The organism is Rhodococcus sp. A14, assembly GCF_011603105.1.
Classification (GTDB): Bacteria; Actinomycetota; Actinomycetes; order Mycobacteriales; family Mycobacteriaceae; genus Rhodococcus_F; species Rhodococcus_F opacus.
In genome coordinates, this window is the sequence record NZ_JAAOQS010000015.1 from 39,189 (window position 1) to 59,777 (window position 20,589).

A 20,589-nucleotide genomic window follows, 5' to 3' on the forward strand; every position below is an offset into this window, starting at 1 on the left:
CGCACACCCACGCAATCCCCGTCAGAAGCGAATCAGCTCTGACGGGGATTTGCCGTACCGCCGGCGGTACGCGGCGGAGAACCGGCCCGCATGGGTGAACCCCCACCGGGCAGCGACCTCGGAGACCGTGACACCGGGTTCCAGTGCCCTCAGGTCGGCGTCGGCGCGACTCAGGCGGATGTCGAGGAGGCATTCCGACGGACTGCGCCCGACGTACTCGCGAAACCCTTCCTGCAACCGGCGGACGCTGGTACCCGCCAACTCGGCCATGTCGGCTGCCGTCCAGGCGCGGGCTGGGTCGTCGTTGAGTCCGTCGAGCACTCGCTTGACGATTCGCGGTCGGGGTGCGCCCCCGCGCACCTCCTCGTCGGGCGTGACGGCCAGGACGAACGCCGAGGTGATCGCGCCGGCGAGCTGTGGGCCGACCACCGGGTTGGCCAGGAGGTCGGCCGGCTCCCGCAGTTGCGCGGTCAATGAGCGCACCAGACGAAACCAGCTGTGTCCCGGGGCCTCGGTGAGATCGATCTGCGAGGGCAGGTGCAGCCCGGGCCGCAGGTCGGAGCCGAGGATCCGGTCAGCCTCCTGCTCGAGGTAGGCGCTGTCGAATTTGACGCCGAGCACCGAGCAGTCGCCGCTCCACCGGGTGATCAGGGTCGGCTCGTCCGCCCGGAAGACCGTGGCCTGACCGGGCCGAGACAGCACCGTGTCGCCCTGCGAACAGGACTCCAGCGAACCGGACAGCGGAATGTTGATCTCGTACGCATCCGGATAGTCGCACTCGATCGACACGTCGGCACCCCAGCCCAGCCTCCCGAGAGTGACGGGGCCGAGGTCAACGGTCCGCATCGACAGCTTCATCGCTCCGTTCGGCGACAAGTCGGTCAACGTGTGGGGAAAGTACGCACCGGCCACCGCCCTCGACGCCGCATCCCAGTCCTGGGTTTCGGTGATCGTCGATGCCATCGTCATGCACCTGCCTCACTGAAGAATCGTTCCGACCTCATTGAAACCGTGTCGTCACGCCCAGTCGAGGATAACTGAGACCGCAATCACAAGTAGTCGCGCAGATGGTCCAGAGACCGCGCAGAGTGGCTAGACCACCCTCCTGCGACGGCCTACCTTCTTCCTCACCCCGCTCACACAACGAAAGTTGTTTCCGAGCAGTTGCTTTGAATGAGGAGATTCAGATGACCGCCACCCTCTCTTGGATCGACGAGATCACGATGACGGAACTCGAGCGCAACCCGTACCCCGTCTACGAGCGGCTGCGCGCCGAGGCGCCGCTGGCCTACGTCCCGGTCCTCGGCTCGTTCGTCGCGACCACCGCCGACCTGTGCCGCACCATCGCCAACAGCCCCGACTTCGAGGGGATCATCACCAAGGCCGGCGGCCGCACGTTCGGTCACCCTGCGGTGATCGGCGTCAACGGCGAGATCCACCGCGACCTCCGCTCGATGGTCGACCCCGCACTGCAACCGTCGGAGGTGGACCGCTGGGTCGACGGACTCGTCCGCCCCATCGCGCGGCGCTACGTGGAGCAGTTCGAGAACGACGGCAAGGCCGATCTGGTCTCGCAGTACTGCGAACCCGTCAGCGTGCGCGCACTCGGTGACCTGCTGGGGCTGAACGACGTCAGCTCGGACACATTGCGTGACTGGTTCCACCGGCTGTCGAACTCCTTTACCAATGCCGGAGTGGACGCGAACGGCGAATTCACGAACCCGGAGGGATTCGTGCAGGGCGACGAGGCCAAGGCAGAGATCCGGGCCGTCGTCGATCCGCTCATCGACAACTGGATCGTCAACCCCGATGACAGCGCCATCTCGCACTGGTTGCACGACGGCATGCCCGAAGGAAAGGTCCGCGACCGCGAGTACATCTACCCCACGCTCTTCGTGTACCTGCTGGGCGCGATGCAGGAACCCGGCCACGGCATGGCGTCGACGCTCGTGGGCCTGTTCACCCGCCCCGAGCAACTGGAGGCCGTCATCGACGAGCCCGCGCTGATTCCGCGGGCGATTTCCGAGGGAATGCGCTGGACCTCGCCGATCTGGTCCGCCACGGCCCGCATCAGCACCAAGGACGTCACGCTCGGGGACGTGTTCCTTCCCGAGGGATCCGTGGTCCTGTTGTCCTACGGTTCGGCCAACCACGACACCGCTGTCTACGACGCCCCCTCCGACTACGACATGACGCGTCCCCCGCTCCCCCACCTGGCGTTCGGTTCCGGCAATCACGCGTGCGCGGGCATCTACTTCGCCAACCACGTCTGCCGCATCGGCCTGGAGGAACTGTTCGAGGCGATCCCGAACCTCGAACGTGACTCCGGCGCGGACGTCGAGTTCTGGGGCTGGGGTTTCCGCGGCCCGACCGCCCTCCGGGCCACGTGGGAGGTGTAGCCGTGACCTTCACCGTCTCGGTCGCCGCCGACAGGGTGGAATGCCGCCCCGACCAGCCGATACTCGACGCTTTCCTCCGGGGCAGCGTGTGGATGCCGAACTCCTGCAACCAGGGCACGTGCGGAACGTGCAAGCTGCGGGTCGTATCGGGGGAGGTCGATCACGGCCTGTCGCCCGAACACACGCTGACCCGGGCCGAACGCGAGCAGGGGTTTGCGCTGGCCTGCCAGGCGACCCCGTGCAGTGACACGGTGGTGGAACGCCTCGACGCGGCGCCCGCGGGCACCGTCCACACCCTGCGGGACCTCGTCGGCACCGTGAGCGCGATCGAGGACGTTGCCCGTGACACGCGGCGGGTTCTCGTCACGCTCGACAGCCCGCTCGAATTCTCCGCGGGGCAGTACGTCGAACTGCGAGTACCCGGCACCGACCACCGCCGCCAGTACTCGATGGCGAATACGCCGGGTGAGTCGAAACAACTCGAGTTCCACATCCGCAGGCAACCGGGTGGAATCGCGACGGACGGTTGGGTGTTCGGCTCGTTGTCCGTCGGCGAGCGCGTCGACATGGTGGGGCCGCTCGGGGACTTCCGTCTCGATCCGGAGGACGAGGGTCCGATGATCCTGCTGGGCGGCGGAACGGGCCTCGCCCCGCTGAAATCGATCGTCCACCAAGCACTCACCGTCGCTCCGGACCGCGCGATCCACCTGTATCACGGCGTGCGCGAGGAGTCCGACCTCTACGATGTCGACCTGTTCCAGGAGTGGGAGCGAGCGCACCCGGGCTTCCGGTACGTGCCGTGTCTGAGCGACCAGTCGTGGTCCGGGCGGTCCGGTTACGTCACGGACGCGTTCGTGGAGGACTTCGACACCTGTCGCGGCTACTCCGGGTACCTGTGCGGGCCGCCGGCGATGGTCGACGCCGGCGTCAAGGCGTTCAAGCGCCGGCGCATTGCTCCGCGACGCATCTTCCGGGAGAAGTTCACGCCCGCCGCGTGATTACGGCATCCCGATGCGTACGCCGAGGCCCTCCGAGCCTCGGCGTACGCATGCCGAACACGTCCTAGTCAGTACTCGGTAAATGCCTAGTGTGATGCAGCGCACAGGCTGCAAGAGTGGAATCCATTGCCGGACCCGGGCGCCCTCGCAGGGCGCAAGCCCCCCGGAGATCTTGGAGGATCCCATGACTGAAACCCTGTACACAGCGCCGTCCGACGACGTGCGCGCCAAGCTGGCCGACGCGCTCATCGAGGACGCGGAAACCGGCCGCTACCAGGTGCGACGTAGCGTTTTCACCGACGAGGACCTGTTCGAACTCGAGATGAAGCACATCTTCGAGGGCAACTGGATCTACCTGGCCCACGAAAGCCAGATCCCGAATGTCGGCGACTACTTCACCACGTACATGGGCCGCCAGCCGATCGTGATCTCCCGCAACAAGGAGGGCGAACTCAACGCCCTGGTGAACGCGTGCAGCCACCGCGGCGCCATGCTGTGCAGGCGCAAGACGGACAACCGGACCACGTTCACCTGCCCGTTCCACGGCTGGACGTTCAACAATTCGGGCAAGCTCCTCAAGGTCAAGGACCCGCGTGAGGCCGGCTACCCGGAACAGTTCAACAAGGACGGCTCCCACGACCTCACCAAGGTCGCGCGGTTCGAGAACTACCGCGGTTTCCTGTTCGGCAGCCTCAACGCCGACGTCCCGCCGCTCGAGGAGCACCTGGGTGACACCACGAAGATCATCGACATGATCGTCGACCAGTCGCCCGACGGCCTCGAGGTCCTGCGCGGTGCGTCCACCTACACCTACGACGGCAACTGGAAGCTGCAGACCGAGAACGGTGCCGACGGCTACCACGTGTCCGCCACCCACTGGAACTACGCCGCGACCACGTCACGCCGGGAGTCGGGCGAGTCCACCAACGCCACGAAGGCGATGGACGCCGGCAAGTGGTCGAAGCAGCAGGGCGGGTACTACTCGTTCGACAACGGTCATCTGCTGCTGTGGACGAAGTGGGCCGACCCCGCCAACCGTCCGCTGAACGAGCGTCGCGACGAACTGGTCGCCGAGTACGGGGAGGATCGCGCCGACTGGATGATCGGTGTGTCCCGCAACCTGTGCCTGTACCCGAACGTGTACCTGATGGACCAGTTCGGTTCGCAGATCCGGCATTTCCGTCCGATCTCCGTCGACAAGACCGAGGTCACCATCTACTGCATCGCCCCCAAGGGTGAGAGCCGCACGGCACGTGCCGCCCGCATCCGCCAGTACGAGGACTTCTTCAACGCCACCGGCATGGCCACCCCGGACGATCTCGAGGAGTTCCGCTCCTGCCAGAAGACGTACCAGGCCGGAGCCGCACCGTTCAACGACCTCAGCCGCGGTGTCACCCACCAACTCCAGGGCCCCGACGAGGGTGCGAAGAAGATCGGCATCAATCCCATCTCCAGTGGTGTGAAGACCGAGGACGAGGGCCTTTACCCGATCCAGCACGGCTACTGGGTACAAGCGCTCACCAAGGCGCTCGACGCCGACGTTGCCGCGAACAACCGCTGAGGGAGACGACGAACATGACCGCAGTAGCCGAAAGCACTGTCACCCAGCACGACATCGAGCAGTTCCTCTACCGTGAGGCCCGCTACCTCGACGACCGCGAGTTCGAGAAGTGGATCGAGTGCTATCACCCCGACTCCGAGTTCTGGATGCCGGCGTGGGCCGACGACGGTGACCTGACCACCGACCCGATGACCGAGATCTCACTGATCTACTACGCCAACCGTGGTGGCATCGAGGACCGGGTGTTCCGCATCAAGACCGACCGGTCGAGCGCGACGAGCCTTCCGGAACCCCGCACCGGTCACAACATCTCGAACGTCGAGGTCACCGACCGTCGCGGCGAAGTCGTAGATGTCCGGTTCAACTGGTTCACGCTCTACTTCCGGTACAACACGGTCGACACGTACTTCGGGAATTCGTTCTACACCATCGACTTCTCTGGTGAGCAGCCTCTGATCCTGAAGAAGAAGGTCGTGCTCAAGAACGACTACATCCACCACGTGGTCGACATCTACCACATCTGATTTCTTCCCCATTCTTCGCGAATCGAGCTGTTTTCCATGACTTTCCAAGTTGCACTGAGTTTCGAGGACGGGATCACCCGCTTCATCAAGTGTGACGGCGACGAGACGGTCGCCGACGCGTCCTACCGCGCGCGCATCAACATTCCTCTCGACTGTCGAGACGGGGCGTGCGGCACCTGCAAGTCGCTCTGCGAATCCGGCACGTACGACGGCGGCGACTACATCGAGGAAGCGCTCACCGACGAAGAGGCGGAGCAGGGCTACTGCCTTCCGTGCCAGATGATGCCGGAAAGCGATTTGGTACTGCAGATCCCGACGACGTCCGACGTCGCGAAGACCGCCGCAGGCACGTTCTCGTCGACGGTCACGGAGATCCGTAAGTTCTCCGACACCACCATCGGGTTCACGATCGAGATCGCGAACCGGGACGACCTGGTTTTCCTCCCCGGCCAGTACGTGAACATCACCGTTCCCGGGACCGAAGCGACGCGCTCGTACTCGTTCAGCACCGGACCCACGTCGAAGGAACTGTCGTTCCTGGTCAAGATCACCGACGGCGGCCTGATGTCGGAGTACCTGCGTAGCCGCGCACAGGTCGGCGACACGCTCGAGTTCACCGGCCCGATGGGAAGCTTCTTCCTCCGCGAGCAGAAGCGTCGCGCCCTGCTGCTGGCCGGCGGCACCGGGCTGGCCCCGCTGCTGTCGATCCTCGACAAGATGCGCACCGACGCCGCCGACCACCCCGTGCACCTGGTCTACGGAGTCTCGTCCGACGCGGACCTGGTGGAACTGGACAAGCTCGAGGAGTACACGAAGTCCCTGCCCCGGTTCACGTTCGACTACTGCGTGTCCGACCCGGCGAGCAGTGCACCGAACAAGGGATACGTCACCGGCCTGTTCGAGCCCGCACACCTGAACGACGGCGACGTGGACGTGTACCTGTGCGGTCCGCCTCCCATGGTCGAGGCGGTGCGCGACCACCTGAAGTCGGAGGGCATCACGCCGGCGAACTTCTACTTCGAGAAGTTCAACAACGCCGCGACACCGAGTGGGTCCGAGGCGTCCGCACCGCTGGCGGCCGACGCCCTCGAGGCGGCCCCCGAGTACGAGATCGGCGAGGAACACCAGCCGCTGTCCGAGTCGGACGCGCAGTTCGACGCCCGCATGGCGCTCGAACTCGGGGCGATGGAACTGACCATCGGCCGGATGACGAAGGAACAGCTGTCCGAGTACCGGATCCTCGCCGAGACCTCGTGCGAATCGATCGAGAACGACCGCTTCACGGACGCCGGCGCGTTTACCGACACCAACGCCGCATTCCACGAATTCCTGTTCCGGTGCACCGCCAACGACGTGCTCCTCGAGGCGTACAACCGCCTGGAGGTCACGCAGCTCATGACGAAGGTGCTCCGCACCGCGGACTGGGTGGACGAGCACATCCAGCACGACCACCTCGACATCGTCGCCGCCTTCGAGAAGGGTGACCGGGCCGCCGCCCACGACCTGATCGTCAGCCACAGCGCGCACGCCAAGGCCACCATGTGCCGCGCCATCGAGAGGAGTGCCGTCGCATGAGTGGACTCGTCACTCCGCACCGTTTCGACGGCAAGGTCGTCGCGGTCACCGGCGCAGCGCAGGGCATCGGCCTGACGGTCGCGACCCGACTCGCGGCCGAGGGTGCGTCGCTGATCCTGATCGACCGCGCCGAACTCGTCCACGACGTCGCGAAGGGGTTGCGCGAGAACGGCACCGACGCGCACAGCATCACCGCCGATCTGGAACAGTTCGCCGACGCCGAGGCGGCGATCGACGAGGCGCGGCAGCAGCACGGCCGGCTCGACGTGCTGATCAACAACGTCGGCGGCACCATCTGGGCCAAGCCGTACGAGCACTACACCGCCGAGCAGATCCAGGCGGAGGTGCAGCGGTCGCTGTTCCCGACCCTGTGGACGTGCCGCGCCGTCCTCCCCCACCTCATCGCGCAGCAGTCGGGCACCATCGTCAACGTGTCCTCGGTGGCCACGCGGGGTGTCAACCGCGTGCCCTACGCGGCGTCGAAGGGCGGGGTCAACGCCCTGACCGCGTCACTCGCTCTGGAAGCCGCACAGTACGGAATCCGCGTGGTGGCCACCGCACCCGGCGGCACCGAGGCGCCCGCTCGCCGCGTTCCCCGCGGCCCCGGCGCGGAGACCGATCAGGAGAAGGCCTGGTACCAGCAGATCGTCGACCAGACCGTCGACTCGTCCCTGCTGAAGCGGTACGGAACGCTGGACGAGCAGGCCGCGGCCATCGTCTTCCTGGCCTCCGACGAGGCCACTTACATCACCGGGACGGTACTGCCCGTCGCCGGTGGCGACCTCGGCTAGCTGCCCACAGATCTCGACCGCCTCATCGGCGGGGCGCATTGCATCGTCTCGCCGATGGGGCATTTCTTTAGCCGAATTTGACTGTGAGACAGCACACTTACGAGTTCGGCCCGGTTCCCCGTCACACCCACCGAGCGGAGATCACCATGAACCCATCCACCACCCCCGACACCTGGGCGAGTCCGAGACACCGCAGTGCCGTCACGTGGGTCGTCGCGATCGCCACGATCGCGATCATCTTCGACGGCTACGACCTCGTCGTGTACGGCACCATCCTCCCGACGTTGATGAACGATCCCGGCCAGCTCGGCGAGATCTCCGCGCAGCAGGCCGGTGCATTGGGCTCGTACGCTCTCATCGGTGTCATGGTGGGCGCGCTCACCGCCGGCGCCGTGGGCGACTACCTGGGCCGGCGGCGGATGATGCTCGTCAACATCGCGTGGTTCTCCATCGGAATGGGGCTCGCCGCGTTGGCCACCAACGTCACCATGTTCGGCCTGCTGCGATTCTTCACCGGTATCGGGGTCGGTGGCCTCGTCGCCACCGCCGGTGCGATGGTGGCGGAGTTCGCCCCTCCCGGAAAGCGGAACCTGTACAACGCCATCGTCTACAGCGGCGTCCCCGCCGGCGGGGTGCTCGCATCCCTCCTCGCGATCGTCCTGCGCGACACGATCGGCTGGCGCGGCCTCTTCTGGATCGGCGCTCTGCCCATCGTGATCCTGCTGCCGCTGGCGCTCGTGAAACTGCCCGAGTCGCCGAAGTGGCTCGTCGCCCGCGGCCACGAGGACAAGGCCCGCCGCATCTCCGAACGCACGGGCATCCCGATGCCCGGCGCCGACGAGATCGCCGCGGAACGGGCCTCGGCCGAGAAGGTCGGCTTCGCCGCACTCGCGACGCGCCGTTACGTCTGGGGCACTGCACTTCTCGGCATGATGAGCTTCTCCGGCCTGCTGCTCACGTACGGACTCAACACGTGGCTTCCGAAGATCATGGAGGACGCCGGTTTCAACGCGAAAGGTTCGCTGTCGTTCCTGCTCGTCCTCAACGGCGGCGCGATCCTCGGCGGCCTGATCGCCTCCAAGGTCGCCGACGGCATCGGACCGCAACGCGTCGTCGCCACGACGTTCGGTCTCGCCGCACTCGCCCTGATACTCCTGACGCTCGGCTTCCCGCTGCCGGTGCTGCTCGCGTCCGTCGCGGTCGCCGGAGTCGGCACCATCGGCACCCAGGTCCTGATCTACGGCTTCGTCTCCAACTACTACTCGACGTCCGCGCGCGGCGCCGGGGTGGCGTGGTGCGCCGGATTCGGCCGGCTGGGCGGCATCTTCGGCCCACTGATCGGCGGAGCACTGATCAGCGCGGGCATCAGCAGCCAGGTGGCGTTCTACGTCTTCGCGGGCATCGCCGTCCTGGGCGGGATCGTGACGTTCTTCGTTCCGCGTGCACGGGTCACCCGCGCCGAGGTGGCGGGCACCGGCGAAGCCGCCTACTCCACCGTCCAGGTGTCGTGACCGGTCAGCAGGCGCTGCAGCGAGCCGTCGTCGACGGGATCCTTCTCCCGCGCGATCTCGTTCTGCAGACGCACCATGTCGTCGTACGTGTCCCGCACGACACTGCGGAACACACCGGTCACGGTGTGGGTGAGGTCCTGGTCGGAAAGTCTCGACAGGGCGGACGCGTAGTCGGGGTCGTCGGTGTGGGCGTCGTGCACGACGATCTCGTCCCGGTCGACGTCGGCGGTCGCGACCACCTTCAGACCGAAACCCGATCGGACGACGCAGTATTCGCCTGCTCCGCCGAACACGATCGGCTCGCCGTGGGTCAGCGGGATGAGGCGCTGCTCCGAACCGTCCTTGCGTAGGACGTCGAACGAGCCGTCGTTGAAGATCGGGCAGTCCTGGTAGATCTCCACGAACGACGTGCCGCGGTGGGCCGCCGCCTGCCGCAGCACCTCCGTCAGCCCCTTGCGGTCCGAGTCCAGGGCGCGGGCCGCGAACGTGGCCTCGGCTCCCAGCACGAGGGACAGCGTGTTGAACGGGTGGTCCACCGACCCCAGCGGTGTCGACTTGGTGACCTTGCCGACCTCCGAGGTAGGCGAGTACTGCCCCTTGGTCAGCCCGTAGATCCTGTTGTTGAACAGCAGGATCGTCATGTTGACGTTTCTCCGCAGGGCGTGGATGAGATGGTTGCCCCCGATCGACAGCGCGTCGCCGTCACCGGTCACCACCCACACCGACAGGTCGGGGCGCGTCACCGCGAGACCCGTCGCGATGGCGGGCGCACGACCGTGGATCGAGTGCAGGCCGTACGTGTCCAGGTAGTACGGGAACCGGCTCGAGCAACCGATGCCGGAGACGAACATCAGGTTCTCGCGTCGGAGTCCCAACTCCGGCAGGAAACTTCGGATCGTGGCGAGGATGACGTAGTCTCCGCAGCCCGGACACCACCGGACCTCCTGGTCCGACGTGAAGTCCTTGGCCTTCTGCGGTTCGTCGGTCTGGGGCACGTGCGCGGTGGCGCTCAGCCCCAGGTCCGCACCGACACGACTGATCATCCGTGTCACGCCGATTCCTCCTGCCGGGGTCCGGTCGATCGGTAGGTCGCCGACGCGAGCGCGTCGGAGGTCTTCGCGAGCTCGTGCTCACGCAACGTTCCGGCCAGCGCGGAGTCGATCACCTCGTGCAGTTCGTCGCCGAGGAAGGCGAGCCCCCGCACCTTGGTCACCGAGTGCACGTCGACGAGGAACCTCGAACGGAGGATCATCGCGAGCTGGCCCAGATTCATCTCCGGTGCGACGACGGTCCCGTAGCTGCGCAGCACCGCACCGAGATTGGCGGGCAGCGGGTTGATGTTGCGCACGTGCACGCGGGCCACCTTCTTGCCCTCACGGCGAGCACGCCGGCAGGCCTCACCGATGGGTCCGTACGAGCTGCCCCACCCGACGAGCAGCAGGTCGGCCTCACCCGAGGGGTCGTCGACGACCGCGTCGGGAACGGCGATTCCGTCGATCTTGGCCTGGCGCAACCGCACCATGAGGTCGTGGTTGGCGGGATCGTAGGAGATGTCGCCGCTGCCGTCGGATTTCTCGAGTCCGCCGATGCGGTGTTCGAGCCCGGGCGTTCCCGGTATCGCCATGGCACGGGCGAGCGTCTCCCGGTCGCGGGCGTACGGCGCGAATTCGCCGTCCACCGGTGGCGCCGTGTCGCAGCCGGGGTCGATCCGGTCCAGTTCGGACACGTCCGGGATGGCCCACGGTTCGCTGCCGTTCGCGATGGCACCGTCCGACAGCAACAGCACCGGTGTGCGGTATGTGAACGCGATCCGGGCGGCGTCGACGGCGGCGTCGAAGCAGTCCGCGGGTGAGCGCGGCGCGATCACCGCGACCGGCGACTCGCCGTTGCGTCCGTACATCGCCTGCAACAGGTCCGACTGCTCGGTCTTCGTCGGGAGCCCGGTGGACGGGCCACCGCGCTGGACGTCGATGACGAGCAGCGGGACCTCCGTCATCACCGCCAGCCCGATGGCTTCGCTCTTCAGCGCCAGTCCGGGTCCGGACGTGCTCGTCACGCCGAGCGCACCCCCGATCGACGCGCCCAGCGCCGCGCCGATTCCGGCGATCTCGTCCTCGGCCTGGAACGTGGTGACGCCGAGATTCCGGTGCTTGCTCAGCTCGTGCAGGATGTCCGACGCCGGCGTGATCGGATAGGTGCCGAGGAAGACGTCCCGCGACGCCAGCCGTCCCGCGGTCACCACCCCGTAGGCCAGGGCCGTGTTCCCGGTGACCTGGCGGTACGTGGCCGGTGGGAGCGTCGCCGCGGACACCTCGTAGGTGGTCGCGAAACTCTCCGTCGTCTCCCCGTAATTCCACCCGGCCTTGAACGCGAGCAGGTTGCCCTCCGCGATCTGCGGTTTCGCTGCGAACTTGGTCTGCAGGAACCGCTCGATGCTGTGGGTGGGGCGGTTGTACATCCACGACAGCAGTCCGAGCGCGAACATGTTCTTCGCCCGCTCGCCGTCCTTCCGGCTCAGTCCGGCGGGTTCGACCGCGCCGACCGTCAGCGTCGACATCGCCACCGGATGCACCACGTAGTCCTCGAGGGAGTCGTCGTCGAGGGGGCTCGTGGCGTATCCGACCTTCGCGAGATTCCGCTTGGTGAACTCGTCCGTGTTCACGATGATCATGCCGCCGCGCGGCAGATCGGCCAGGTTCGCCTTCAACGCCGCCGGGTTCATGGCGACCAGGACGTCCGGGCGGTCGCCGGCCGTGAGGATGTCGTAGTCCGCGATCTGGATCTGGAACGACGACACACCGGGGAGCGTGCCCTGAGGCGCCCGGATCTCGGCGGGAAAGTTGGGCTGGGTGGCGAGGTCGTTGCCGAACGCCGCCGCCTCGGACGTGAACCGGTCGCCGGTCAACTGCATGCCGTCGCCGGAGTCTCCGGCAAAGCGGATCGCCACTCGCTCCAACTTCGTGGAGTTCGCCTCCGTCGTCATGGATGCACCGAATCCCTCGACTCGTAGTCGTTCTGACCAGCAGCTTCTAACCTCACGGTACAAGCGTTCCCAGTTTTCGCCAGGAACACGCCGAAATCAGGCGTCGCGATACGGTGAGTGGTGTGAGGGATCCAGGGAACATCGAGCTCGTCGGGCGTTCCCGCGAACTCGCCGAACTAGAGTCGATCCTGCGTGAGGCGGGCGAGAACGCGCCCGTCGTCGTGGTCGTCGAAGGCGTGCCGGGCATCGGCAAGACCACCTTGGTGGACCACTTCCTCGCGGCGCATCCCGACCTGCCCGCGTTCTCCGCGGTCTGCGCCCCGTGGGCGTCGGGCCATCCCTTCGGCGTCGCCGAACAGCTCCTCGGGGCGGCCGTGACGTCGGAGGACCCCCTCGACGTCGCCCGCGAACTCGTCGCGGCAGTGGGTCCGCCTGCCGGTGACGTTCCGTTCGTCTTCGTGCTCGACGATGCGCAGTGGGCAGACCTGGCCTCATTGCAGGCGCTGACCTCCGCCGTGCATCTGCTGGACCGACCGGCAATGATCGTCCTCGTCACGAACTCGGAACCTCCTGAGGGTGTTCCCGCGGACGTCCTCGACCTCCTCGACCGGCATCGCCGGCATCGGATCCAGGTCCGTCCGCTCGATGCGTCCGACACCCGCAGACTTGCGAATACCCTTGCGCATCTCGACCTTCCGGCCCCGGTGGCGCACCAGCTCGTTCAGCACACGGCGGGGAATCCGCGGCACCTCACGCAACTTCTGCAGGAAGTCGACCCGAGCGCGTGGAGCCAGTGGCAGCCAGTGCTCCCGGTGCCCCGCGCGTTCGCCGCGAAAGTGCAGTCACAACTGTCCGCGTGCTCAGCGCCTGCCCGGGCACTCGTCGAATCGGCGGCCGTACTCGCCGGGGATCCCCGATTCGCCGACGCCGCCGCGCTCGCGGGCATCGAGCACCCGGTGGAAGCGCTCGACGAAATCCATCGGGCGGGCCTCCTCACCGTCGGTGAGCATCGCGGCGTGACCGTGCTGACCTTCCCGTCGCCGCTGACCCGGGCCGCCGTCTACCGCAGCCTCGGGCCGATCCGGCTACGTGACCTGCACGATCATGCCGCGCAGATCGTCGAGGACGAGGGCAGGCGGCTGGACCATCGCGCCGCGGCCGCGCCGTTCGCCGACCCCGCGCTCGCGGACGAACTGGACACCTATTCTGCGCAGCGGGCGACCGTCGGGGCGTGGTCGGCCGTCGCGGACGCATTGATCAAGTCGAGCCGCCTCACCGTGGACCGCGGCGAACGCGAACAACGCCTCATCCGGGCCGTCGACGCTCTCGTCGGTGCCAGCAACCTTCCCCAGGCTTTGGCGTTCGCGCCGGAGATCGAGAGCTTCCCCGAAAGTCCGTTACGCGACGCCGTACTCGGCTACCTCGCAATCCTCCGGGGACGACCCGCGGAGGCCGATCTGCTGCTCACCCAGTCGTGGACCGCATGCGACCCGGACACCGATCCGGCGACCGCCGCGCTGATCTGCCAGCGCCGCGTCCTGGACTCGCTCGTGCGCTGGCACGGACCGGACCTCGTCGAATGGGCCGGCCGGGCCGTGGCTCTCGTCGATCCGGGGGATCCGTCGGCCGTCGAATCCGCGGCGATCATGGGACTCGGACTCGCTGCCACGGGTCAGATCGTGGAGGCACGGGCCGCCTACGACACGCTGTCCGCGAAGATCGCTCTCGGTGCCCAGTCCCAGCGCTTCGACATGGCCAGGGGGTGGCTCGACCTGGCGCTGGACGATCCCGAATCGGCGCGTCAGGAACTGGAGAGCGCCGTCCCCACGGCCTTCCGGATGGGCTCGACCCGCATCTCGCTGTGGGCGCAGGCCTGGCTGGCGCGAACGCAATTCGCCCTCGGCGACTGGAGCGGCGCCATCACCACGGTCGACCGTGCGGCACACCAACTCGAGGACGCCGCGCTCGACCTCGTCCGGCCCCTGGTGCACTGGACCGGCGCGCAGACACACGCGCTGCGCGGAAACTGGCCCGCTGCGCACGAGCACCTCCGTCTCGCGGCGGCGAGTTCGCACGACTACCCGATGATGTTCATTCCGTCCTCACTGGCACGCGCCCAATGCGCCGAGGTGCAGGCCGACTACGCCGCAGTGATCAGGGCGCTCGAGCCTCTCACCCGCCTGCAGCCCCGCGAGGGCATCGACGAGCCGGGCTTCTGGCAGTGGCCCGACGTCTACGCGAACGCTCTCGTGATGGCCGGTCGCGTCGACGACGCGGACACCTTCCTCACCCCGCACGAGGAACGCGCCGCCGAGCGCGGCCACCGGTCGGCGATGGCTCGTCTCGGTTACGCCCGCGGTCGCGTCGCCGGCGCGCGTGGCGACATCGATGCCGCCCGGGACGTGTTCGAGACGGCGTTGACGCACCTCGACACCCTTCCCCTCCCCTACGACCGCGCCCGCGTGAACTTCGCGTACGGCCAGACCCTGCGCCGGGCAGGTAAGCGACGCGAAGCGGACGCCGTCATGCAGGCCGCCCGGGAGGGATATTTCGCGCTCGGAGCCACCTCCTACGTGCAGCGGTGCGACCGCGAACTCAAGGCCGGCGGCCTCAACCTCAAACGCAGCCGGTTCACGCTCGAGGAACTGACTCCGCAGGAACGGGCCGTGACCGAACTCGTCGCCGGCGGAGCCAGCAACAAGGAGGCGGCGGGCGAGCTGTTCCTGTCCGTCAAGACCGTGCAGTACCACCTGACCCGGGTCTACGCGAAGCTCGGCATCCGCTCGCGCAGCGAACTCGCGGCGCAGTTCCGCGACCAGGAGTGACGTTCGGGGTGGCGGGAACCTACCCCGAGGGTGCCTGTTCCGGGCAGCACCATCCGGCCAGGCTGGATCTCGACCGATGCAGCCGACCCACCGGAGTACCGAGATGGATGACACGATCGACGCAGTGCGAGCCGACCGCGACCTGAAGAACAAACACCGCGCCATGTGGGCTCTCGGCGACTACCCCACCCTGGCCACCGACATCATCGCCGGCCTCGGCCCCGCCCTGGTCCGGGCGAGCCGGGTCAGGCCCGGTGACCGTGTTCTCGACGTCGCGGCAGGCTCCGGCAACGCCGCCATCCCTGCGGCGCTGTCCGGTGCGAGCGTCGTGGCCGGTGACCTCACCCCCGAACTGTTCGACGCCGGCCGCCGCCGGGCCGCCGAACTCGGAGCCGAGGTGGAGTGGCGCGAGGCCGACGCCGAGGCGATGCCGTTCGCCGACAACGAGTTCGACACCGTGATGTCCTGCGTCGGTGTCATGTTCGCCCCGCACCATCAGGCCAGCGCCGACGAACTCGTCCGCGTCTGCCGGCCGGGAGGGACGATCGGTCTACTCAGCTGGACCCCCGAAGGTTTCATCGGCCAGATGTTCGCAACGATGAAACCGTATGCACCCCCGCCCCCTCCGGGCGCGCAGCCCCCGCCGCTGTGGGGTCGCGAGGAACACGTCCGGGCGCTGTTCGGCCACCGCATCACCGACATCGTGGCAACCCGGCACACCGTGCGAATCGATCAATTCCGGTCGCCGGAGGACTTCCGTGACTACTTCAAGACCCGCTACGGTCCAACCATCGCGGTGTACCGGAACATCGCCGACGATCCCGCCCGGGTCGCCGCACTGGATCACGAACTCGCCGATCTCGCACGTCGTTTCGACCACGGCACCGGCAGCACCGTGATGAACTGGGAATACCTCCTACTCACCGCGCGGAAGTGGTAATTGCGGACGGAGGTCGCAACAGCCACCGGGATCAGTCGTGGCCGTTCTTGTTCCAGAACTGGTGGGTAAGCCCACTGGGGGAGGTGACGGTCTCGACTGTGAAGCGGTCTTCGATGCCGGCCAAGCCCTCCCAGAGGGAGACACCGCGCCCGAGGGTGATGGGCACGATCACCAGGTGCATGAAGTCGATCAAGTCGGCCTGCAGAAACTGCCGGACGGTCGAGGGTCCTCCGCCTATACGGACGTCCCGACCGTCGGCAGCTTCCTGGGCCATGCGCAGAACCTCATGGGGTGGCGCGTCCACGAAGTGGAAGCTGGTTCCGTTGGGAAAGTCGATGCTGGGGTATGGGTAGTGGCTCATGACGAACACCGGTGTGTGAAATGGCGGTTCGTCGCCCCACCAGCCCCGCCACCCGTCGTCGGGCCACTCGCCGGTTTGGGGGCCGAACTTGCGACGGCCCATGATCTCCGCGCCGATGCCCTGGCTCCACAGGCTGGTCACGGCGCGGTCCAGGGTGATTGGGGCGTCTACCCGGTCGACCCCGTGGATGACGCGTCCGTCGAACCAATCGAATAGCCGTTCGGCACCGCCGATCGGGGCGTCGAACGTCACGTGCTCGCCGGCGGCGTAGCCGTCGAGGGAGATATTCATATTGTGGATCCGGGTGCGGGGCATGGGCGATTCCTCCAATAACCGGGTGCGGGATACAAATAGACAGACCTGAAGAGATGGCCGAACTCATCGCAGAACGTTGAAAATCGTATTCCCTCGAGCCGTACTCTGAGGCTGCAACCTGACAGCGCCGCGGCCCGCACGCCATCTTCGGGGAATCACCCTTGCCGATGGACAGGTGGTCACCGCCACGGAGACGGGGCCGAGATGGCGGGGTCGATCGGTGGGCCCATAGCGGCGCCGGTGGACATCGAGTCGTCCAAGGTCGCTCGGCTGCTGGCACCTGTCGGTCGTCAACCGCTGACGTGGCGCGCAGGCCCGGGTGACGAGGTGCTGGCCGAGGACCTGCTCGCGTGTCCGCCGCGAGCCGCTGACGGGGCGGGTGGTGCCGGTCGACCTCGGGATGATGGTCGGGGAGGACGCCGCCGTCGACGTGGAGGCCGAGCCCGACCGTTGGCTCCGGTTCGACTGCACCGGCCCGCGGGGACGGCTGGCGGGACATGTCGGCCTTCGCTGAGCGGCACCGGTACCCAGCCTGCGATTCGGGCATTGCCCGGTCGGGACTTCGCTGCTAGAGTCGAACATGTATTCGAATGACCTTGGGGGAGGTTGGTTGTGGGGGCAGTACTTCTCGAGGAATTGCGCACATTCACGGCGCGACTGCAATGCGCCGAGGCGGCAAGTGGAGATCCGGGACTGGGCATAGATCTGCTCGATGCGATCGAGACTTTGAAATCGGTCGGGTGTGCGGTGCAGGCGGTGATCACCGACGACGTCGCGACGAGTATCCGTGCGGACCGCAGGGCTCGAGAGTTGCCACGGGCGGAGTGGGACCGCGGTATCGCGTCGCAGATTGCGTTGGCGCGCCGGGAATCCCCGAACCGCGGCGGTCGACATCTGGGGTTCGCGCAGGCTCTGGTGCACGAGATGCCGCACACCCTGGCCATGTTGCAGACCGGGCGGTTGAACGAATGGCGGGCCACCCTGTTGGTGCGGGAAACAGCGTGCCTGTCGGCTGCCGATCGGGGCATCGTGGACCGCCGGTTGTGCTCGGATCCAGCCATTCTCGACGGAGTCGGTGACCGCGGGCTGATCGCACGGGCGAAGGCGTTGGCGGTGGAACTCGACGCCGCGTCCGTGGTGCGGCCGCATCGCAAGGCAGTGTCCGAGCGTAGGGTCACGACCCGCCCAGCGCCGGATTCGATGGCCTATCTGAGCGTGCTGATGCCCGTGGAGCAGGCCGTGTGTCTGCAGGCGACCCTGGGGCGGGATGCGGACAGTCTGATCGCGACCGGGGACAGTGGTGGTCGCACCCGCAATCAGCTGATGGTGGATCTGTTGTTCGAGCGCGGCACCGGAGCGTCAGTGGCGTCGGGTGTGCCGGTGGCGGTGAATCTGGTGCTCTCGGACGAGGCGTTGCTGGCCGGCGGGCACGAGGCCGCGCAGCTCCACGGGTTCGGGCCGGTGCCGGCTGGGATTGCCCGGCAGCTGGTGGCCGACGCCGTCGATCGTGACACCGAGACGTCGCTACGGCGGGTGTATTCGTGCCCGCGGTCGGGGGCGCTGACGGCGATGGAGTCGCAGTCGCGCACGTTCCCGAAGAGCCTGCGGAAGCTGATCGACCTGCGGGATCGGACGTGTCGTACGCCGTGGTGCGATGCGCCGATCCGGCATCACGATCACATCCGCTCCCGCCGACAGCACGGGGCGACCACCGCGCGAAACGGGTCCGGGCTGTGCGAGGCCTGCAACTACGCGAAGGAAGCACCAGGCTGGACGGCCCGACCGGTGCACAACCCCGGCCGCACCCATCTCATCGACCTCGGCACCCCGACCGGGCACCACTACCGGTCGGCGGCCCCGCCGCTCCCGTCCGCGGCACGACAGTCGGAGGTCGAAGCCGTGCTGATCGCACACCTCCGAGCGTCATGACAGCGCGATCAAGCCTGGACGACGCCGACCACCGGGGCGTAATCACACGGCGGCAATGCTCGGCTGGTGTTGTCGAGGATGCTCCCGAAGACGACGAACACGATTGTGCCCCTGCCTGTCTCGAGGGTGTTGGACAGCGTGACGATGTAATCGGCCGGTCGCTCCTGATACAGCGGCGCTCGCCCCGACTGCATGGTGGTGAGGTTCAGCCAGGCGACCTCGACGAGGTCGGCCTGCAGCGGCGACGACATTGCCGTGTTCATCCCGCTGAAGAAGACGTTGACCTTCCCCGGCGGAATGACAGGGACAGGCAGGTTCTCGTCGACGGCGGGGCCGGCTATCGCTCGCGCGATACCGACCGAATCGTTTTGCTCTCCGAAACCGGCAGGGAGGCAGTCCGCAGCGGTGGTGTCGTACAGGAACGGCTGAGCTGTGCCCTCGACGAGATGAACCGATCGGGGGAAGTAGTTGTATCGCGGTGTACCGGCGGCGATGCGCTCGATGGTGGTCGTGATCGACTGCGCGGTGCGGGTGCTGATCGGCATGGCGGCCGACTGGAGGGCGGCTCGCACTGCCGCCATGTCGCCGAGCGGCGTCGGAGGCGCAGCGTGCGCTTCACCGACTGCCATGGAGGCGAGCACACCGACACACGCTGCAAGTCCCGCAATTCGTCCACGCATGAATGGATGCTAGCGGCCGCAGGGACTTGCCGAATCAGCTTCGTGAACGCCCGGCAAGTGCCAGGCTGGATGTCATGGACAGCATCAACACGATGGGTGATCGGTAATGGCCCGCCCGGTACGCGTCGTCGTGCTCGGCGCCGGGTCGTGGGGAACGACGGTGGCAGGTCTCGCCGCCCACAACACACCGACCCTGCTGTGGGCGCGAAACTCGGACACGGCCGACGAGATCAACAACGAGCACCGCAACTCTCGGTATCTCGGCGACCGCCCACTCCCCGACTCCATGCGCTCCACAGCCGACCTGGTGGAGGCGGCGCAGGAAGCCGACGTTCTCGTGGTCGGGGTGCCGTCGCACGCGGTCCGCAGCACTCTTGCTCAGATCGCCAACGAGGTGCGGGCGTGGGTGCCGGTGTTGTCGCTGGCGAAGGGGCTGGAGCCGGGAACGCGGCTACGACCCACCGAGGTGATCGCCGAGTGCCTGCCCGGGCATCCGGTCGGGCTTCTGGCGGGCCCGAACATTGCGCGGGAGATCGTCGACGGGCTCGCCGCGGCGTCGGTCGTCGCCACTCAGGACGTCCGGGTGGCCACGGCGTTGCAGCCGTTGTTCGCGTCCGCCGTGTTCCGTGTGTACCGGAACACCGATGTGCTGGGCTGCGAACTCGGCGGTGTGCTGAAGAACATCGTGGCCATCGCTTCGGGCATGGCCGACGGACTGGACGTCGGCGACAACACGCGCGCGATGGTCCTGGCGCGCGGGTTGGCCGAGATGACCCGGCTGGGTGAGGCGATGGGCGCGAACCCGCGGACGTTCGCGGGACTCACCGGGGTCGGAGATCTGATCGCCACCTGTATGAGCCCGAGTTCGCGCAACCGGCGGGTGGGCGAGTTCATTGCCCGCGGCATGACGGTCGACGAGGCCGTCGCCAAGCTGGGTCAGGTGGCCGAGGGTGTGAAGACCGCCCCCACCGTGATGGAACTGGCCCGCGACTTCAACGTGGACATGCCCATCGCCGCCGAGGTCGAGGCAGTGGTCGCGGGACGGCAGACGCCGGAGGGCGCCTACCGCGGCCTGCGGAAAGTCGCTGCCGGCGGAGAGGATGAGGTGGCGTGACCGCACAACTGCAACCGGCAGTAGCACTATCTAGACGTTTCTAAGCAATCTCCTAGAAAACTGGGGCAGACTCCTGAATGGAG

General features: G+C 67.2%; 17 protein-coding genes. 12 read left to right on the top strand and 5 right to left on the bottom strand.

Translation table 11 applies throughout. From position 1 onward, the window contains the following. Nucleotides 1-21 precede the first annotated feature (21 nt). On the bottom strand, nucleotides 22-969 hold the full coding sequence (locus G9373_RS11190) for an AraC family transcriptional regulator (protein WP_005562308.1): 948 nt from the start codon (nucleotides 967-969) through the stop codon (nucleotides 22-24). A gap of 218 nt (nucleotides 970-1,187) precedes the next feature. Here G9373_RS11190 and G9373_RS11195 point away from each other — a divergent pair, with 218 nt between their 5' ends. The 7 genes from G9373_RS11195 to G9373_RS11225 all read left to right on the top strand — a co-directional run bounded on the left by G9373_RS11195 (nucleotide 1,188) and on the right by G9373_RS11225 (nucleotide 9,359). Beyond that, complete coding sequence (locus tag G9373_RS11195) at nucleotides 1,188-2,399, top strand: cytochrome P450 (protein WP_054246360.1); 1,212 nt, start codon at nucleotides 1,188-1,190, stop codon at nucleotides 2,397-2,399. A 2-nt stretch (nucleotides 2,400-2,401) separates the two neighbouring features. Beyond that, complete coding sequence (locus G9373_RS11200; RefSeq protein ID WP_005258731.1) at nucleotides 2,402-3,397, top strand: 2Fe-2S iron-sulfur cluster-binding protein; 996 nt, start codon at nucleotides 2,402-2,404, stop codon at nucleotides 3,395-3,397. A gap of 184 nt (nucleotides 3,398-3,581) precedes the next feature. Then, a complete protein-coding gene (gene benA, locus G9373_RS11205; protein ID WP_120660447.1) occupies nucleotides 3,582-4,958 on the top strand; it encodes a benzoate 1,2-dioxygenase large subunit in 1,377 nt (458 codons plus the stop codon). Between the two features lie 14 nt (nucleotides 4,959-4,972). Continuing rightward, nucleotides 4,973-5,482: a benzoate 1,2-dioxygenase small subunit gene (gene benB, locus G9373_RS11210; RefSeq protein WP_005258735.1), complete on the top strand. Its 510-nt coding sequence runs from the start codon at nucleotides 4,973-4,975 to the stop codon at nucleotides 5,480-5,482. A 36-nt stretch (nucleotides 5,483-5,518) separates the two neighbouring features. Further along, a complete protein-coding gene (benC, locus tag G9373_RS11215; protein ID WP_065492189.1) occupies nucleotides 5,519-7,057 on the top strand; it encodes a benzoate 1,2-dioxygenase electron transfer component BenC in 1,539 nt (512 codons plus the stop codon). Continuing rightward, nucleotides 7,054-7,848, top strand: a complete 795-nt coding sequence (locus G9373_RS11220) for a 1,6-dihydroxycyclohexa-2,4-diene-1-carboxylate dehydrogenase (RefSeq protein ID WP_007297188.1) — start codon at nucleotides 7,054-7,056, stop codon at nucleotides 7,846-7,848. Before benC ends, G9373_RS11220 begins: the two co-directional genes overlap by 4 nt. Nucleotides 7,849-7,994: 146 nt before the next feature. After that, the gene (locus tag G9373_RS11225; RefSeq protein WP_120661420.1) at nucleotides 7,995-9,359 is read left to right on the top strand and encodes an aromatic acid/H+ symport family MFS transporter; all 1,365 of its coding nucleotides are present in this window, start codon (nucleotides 7,995-7,997) and stop codon (nucleotides 9,357-9,359) included. Here G9373_RS11225 and G9373_RS11230 read toward each other — a convergent pair. After that, nucleotides 9,335-10,402 carry a 2-oxoacid:ferredoxin oxidoreductase subunit beta gene (locus G9373_RS11230; protein WP_054246364.1) on the bottom strand — a complete coding sequence of 356 codons (1,068 nt, stop codon included), beginning with the start codon at nucleotides 10,400-10,402 and terminating at the stop codon, nucleotides 9,335-9,337. The genes G9373_RS11225 and G9373_RS11230 overlap by 25 nt on opposite strands. A gap of 5 nt (nucleotides 10,403-10,407) precedes the next feature. After that, nucleotides 10,408-12,342: a 2-oxoacid:acceptor oxidoreductase subunit alpha gene (locus G9373_RS11235; RefSeq protein WP_167115134.1), complete on the bottom strand. Its 1,935-nt coding sequence runs from the start codon at nucleotides 12,340-12,342 to the stop codon at nucleotides 10,408-10,410. A 122-nt stretch (nucleotides 12,343-12,464) separates the two neighbouring features. Between G9373_RS11235 and G9373_RS11240 the strand changes: the two genes are divergently transcribed. Both G9373_RS11240 and G9373_RS11245 read left to right on the top strand, forming a co-directional pair. Further along, on the top strand, nucleotides 12,465-15,167 hold the full coding sequence (locus G9373_RS11240; RefSeq protein WP_167115137.1) for a LuxR family transcriptional regulator: 2,703 nt from the start codon (nucleotides 12,465-12,467) through the stop codon (nucleotides 15,165-15,167). Between the two features lie 103 nt (nucleotides 15,168-15,270). Then, nucleotides 15,271-16,107, top strand: a complete 837-nt coding sequence (locus G9373_RS11245) for a methyltransferase domain-containing protein (RefSeq protein ID WP_005258761.1) — start codon at nucleotides 15,271-15,273, stop codon at nucleotides 16,105-16,107. A 31-nt stretch (nucleotides 16,108-16,138) separates the two neighbouring features. Here the strand turns inward: G9373_RS11245 and G9373_RS11250 are convergent, their stop codons facing one another. Then, nucleotides 16,139-16,783: a dihydrofolate reductase family protein gene (locus G9373_RS11250; RefSeq protein ID WP_054246355.1), complete on the bottom strand. Its 645-nt coding sequence runs from the start codon at nucleotides 16,781-16,783 to the stop codon at nucleotides 16,139-16,141. 382 nt (nucleotides 16,784-17,165) lie between these two features. Here G9373_RS11250 and G9373_RS47650 point away from each other — a divergent pair, with 382 nt between their 5' ends. Both G9373_RS47650 and G9373_RS11260 read left to right on the top strand, forming a co-directional pair. Continuing rightward, nucleotides 17,166-17,297 carry a hypothetical protein gene (locus tag G9373_RS47650; RefSeq protein ID WP_259465681.1) on the top strand — a complete coding sequence of 44 codons (132 nt, stop codon included), beginning with the start codon at nucleotides 17,166-17,168 and terminating at the stop codon, nucleotides 17,295-17,297. Nucleotides 17,298-17,395: 98 nt separating this feature from the next. After that, nucleotides 17,396-18,712 (top strand): HNH endonuclease signature motif containing protein, encoded by a 1,317-nt coding sequence (locus G9373_RS11260; protein WP_167115140.1) that lies wholly within the window; start codon nucleotides 17,396-17,398, stop codon nucleotides 18,710-18,712. Between the two features lie 8 nt (nucleotides 18,713-18,720). Here G9373_RS11260 and G9373_RS11265 read toward each other — a convergent pair whose 3' ends face one another. Continuing rightward, the gene (locus tag G9373_RS11265) at nucleotides 18,721-19,392 is read right to left on the bottom strand and encodes a hypothetical protein (protein WP_037204413.1); all 672 of its coding nucleotides are present in this window, start codon (nucleotides 19,390-19,392) and stop codon (nucleotides 18,721-18,723) included. 106 nt (nucleotides 19,393-19,498) lie between these two features. Here G9373_RS11265 and G9373_RS11270 point away from each other — a divergent pair, with 106 nt between their 5' ends. Then, nucleotides 19,499-20,506, top strand: coding sequence for an NAD(P)H-dependent glycerol-3-phosphate dehydrogenase (locus G9373_RS11270; protein WP_005258770.1), 1,008 nt, complete (start codon nucleotides 19,499-19,501; stop codon nucleotides 20,504-20,506). Nucleotides 20,507-20,589 lie beyond the last annotated feature (83 nt).

Excerpts from the sequence above, each read along its gene's own strand:
- G9373_RS11270 (WP_005258770.1), top strand. The coding sequence starts at position 19,499 with ATGGCCCGCCCGGTACGCGTCGTCGTGCTCGGCGCCGGGTCGTGGGGA.
- G9373_RS11195 (WP_054246360.1), top strand. The coding sequence starts at position 1,188 with ATGACCGCCACCCTCTCTTGGATCGACGAGATCACGATGACGGAACTC.
- G9373_RS11220 (WP_007297188.1), top strand. The coding sequence starts at position 7,054 with ATGAGTGGACTCGTCACTCCGCACCGTTTCGACGGCAAGGTCGTCGCG.
- G9373_RS11265 (WP_037204413.1), bottom strand. The coding sequence starts at position 19,392 with ATGCGTGGACGAATTGCGGGACTTGCAGCGTGTGTCGGTGTGCTCGCC.
- G9373_RS11225 (WP_120661420.1), top strand. The coding sequence starts at position 7,995 with ATGAACCCATCCACCACCCCCGACACCTGGGCGAGTCCGAGACACCGC.
- G9373_RS11235 (WP_167115134.1), bottom strand. The coding sequence starts at position 12,342 with ATGACGACGGAGGCGAACTCCACGAAGTTGGAGCGAGTGGCGATCCGC.
- G9373_RS11230 (WP_054246364.1), bottom strand. The coding sequence starts at position 10,402 with ATGATCAGTCGTGTCGGTGCGGACCTGGGGCTGAGCGCCACCGCGCAC.
- benA (WP_120660447.1), top strand. The coding sequence starts at position 3,582 with ATGACTGAAACCCTGTACACAGCGCCGTCCGACGACGTGCGCGCCAAG.
- G9373_RS11250 (WP_054246355.1), bottom strand. The coding sequence starts at position 16,783 with ATGCCCCGCACCCGGATCCACAATATGAATATCTCCCTCGACGGCTAC.
- benC (WP_065492189.1), top strand. The coding sequence starts at position 5,519 with ATGACTTTCCAAGTTGCACTGAGTTTCGAGGACGGGATCACCCGCTTC.
- benB (WP_005258735.1), top strand. The coding sequence starts at position 4,973 with ATGACCGCAGTAGCCGAAAGCACTGTCACCCAGCACGACATCGAGCAG.
- G9373_RS11190 (WP_005562308.1), bottom strand. The coding sequence starts at position 969 with ATGACGATGGCATCGACGATCACCGAAACCCAGGACTGGGATGCGGCG.
- G9373_RS11245 (WP_005258761.1), top strand. The coding sequence starts at position 15,271 with ATGGATGACACGATCGACGCAGTGCGAGCCGACCGCGACCTGAAGAAC.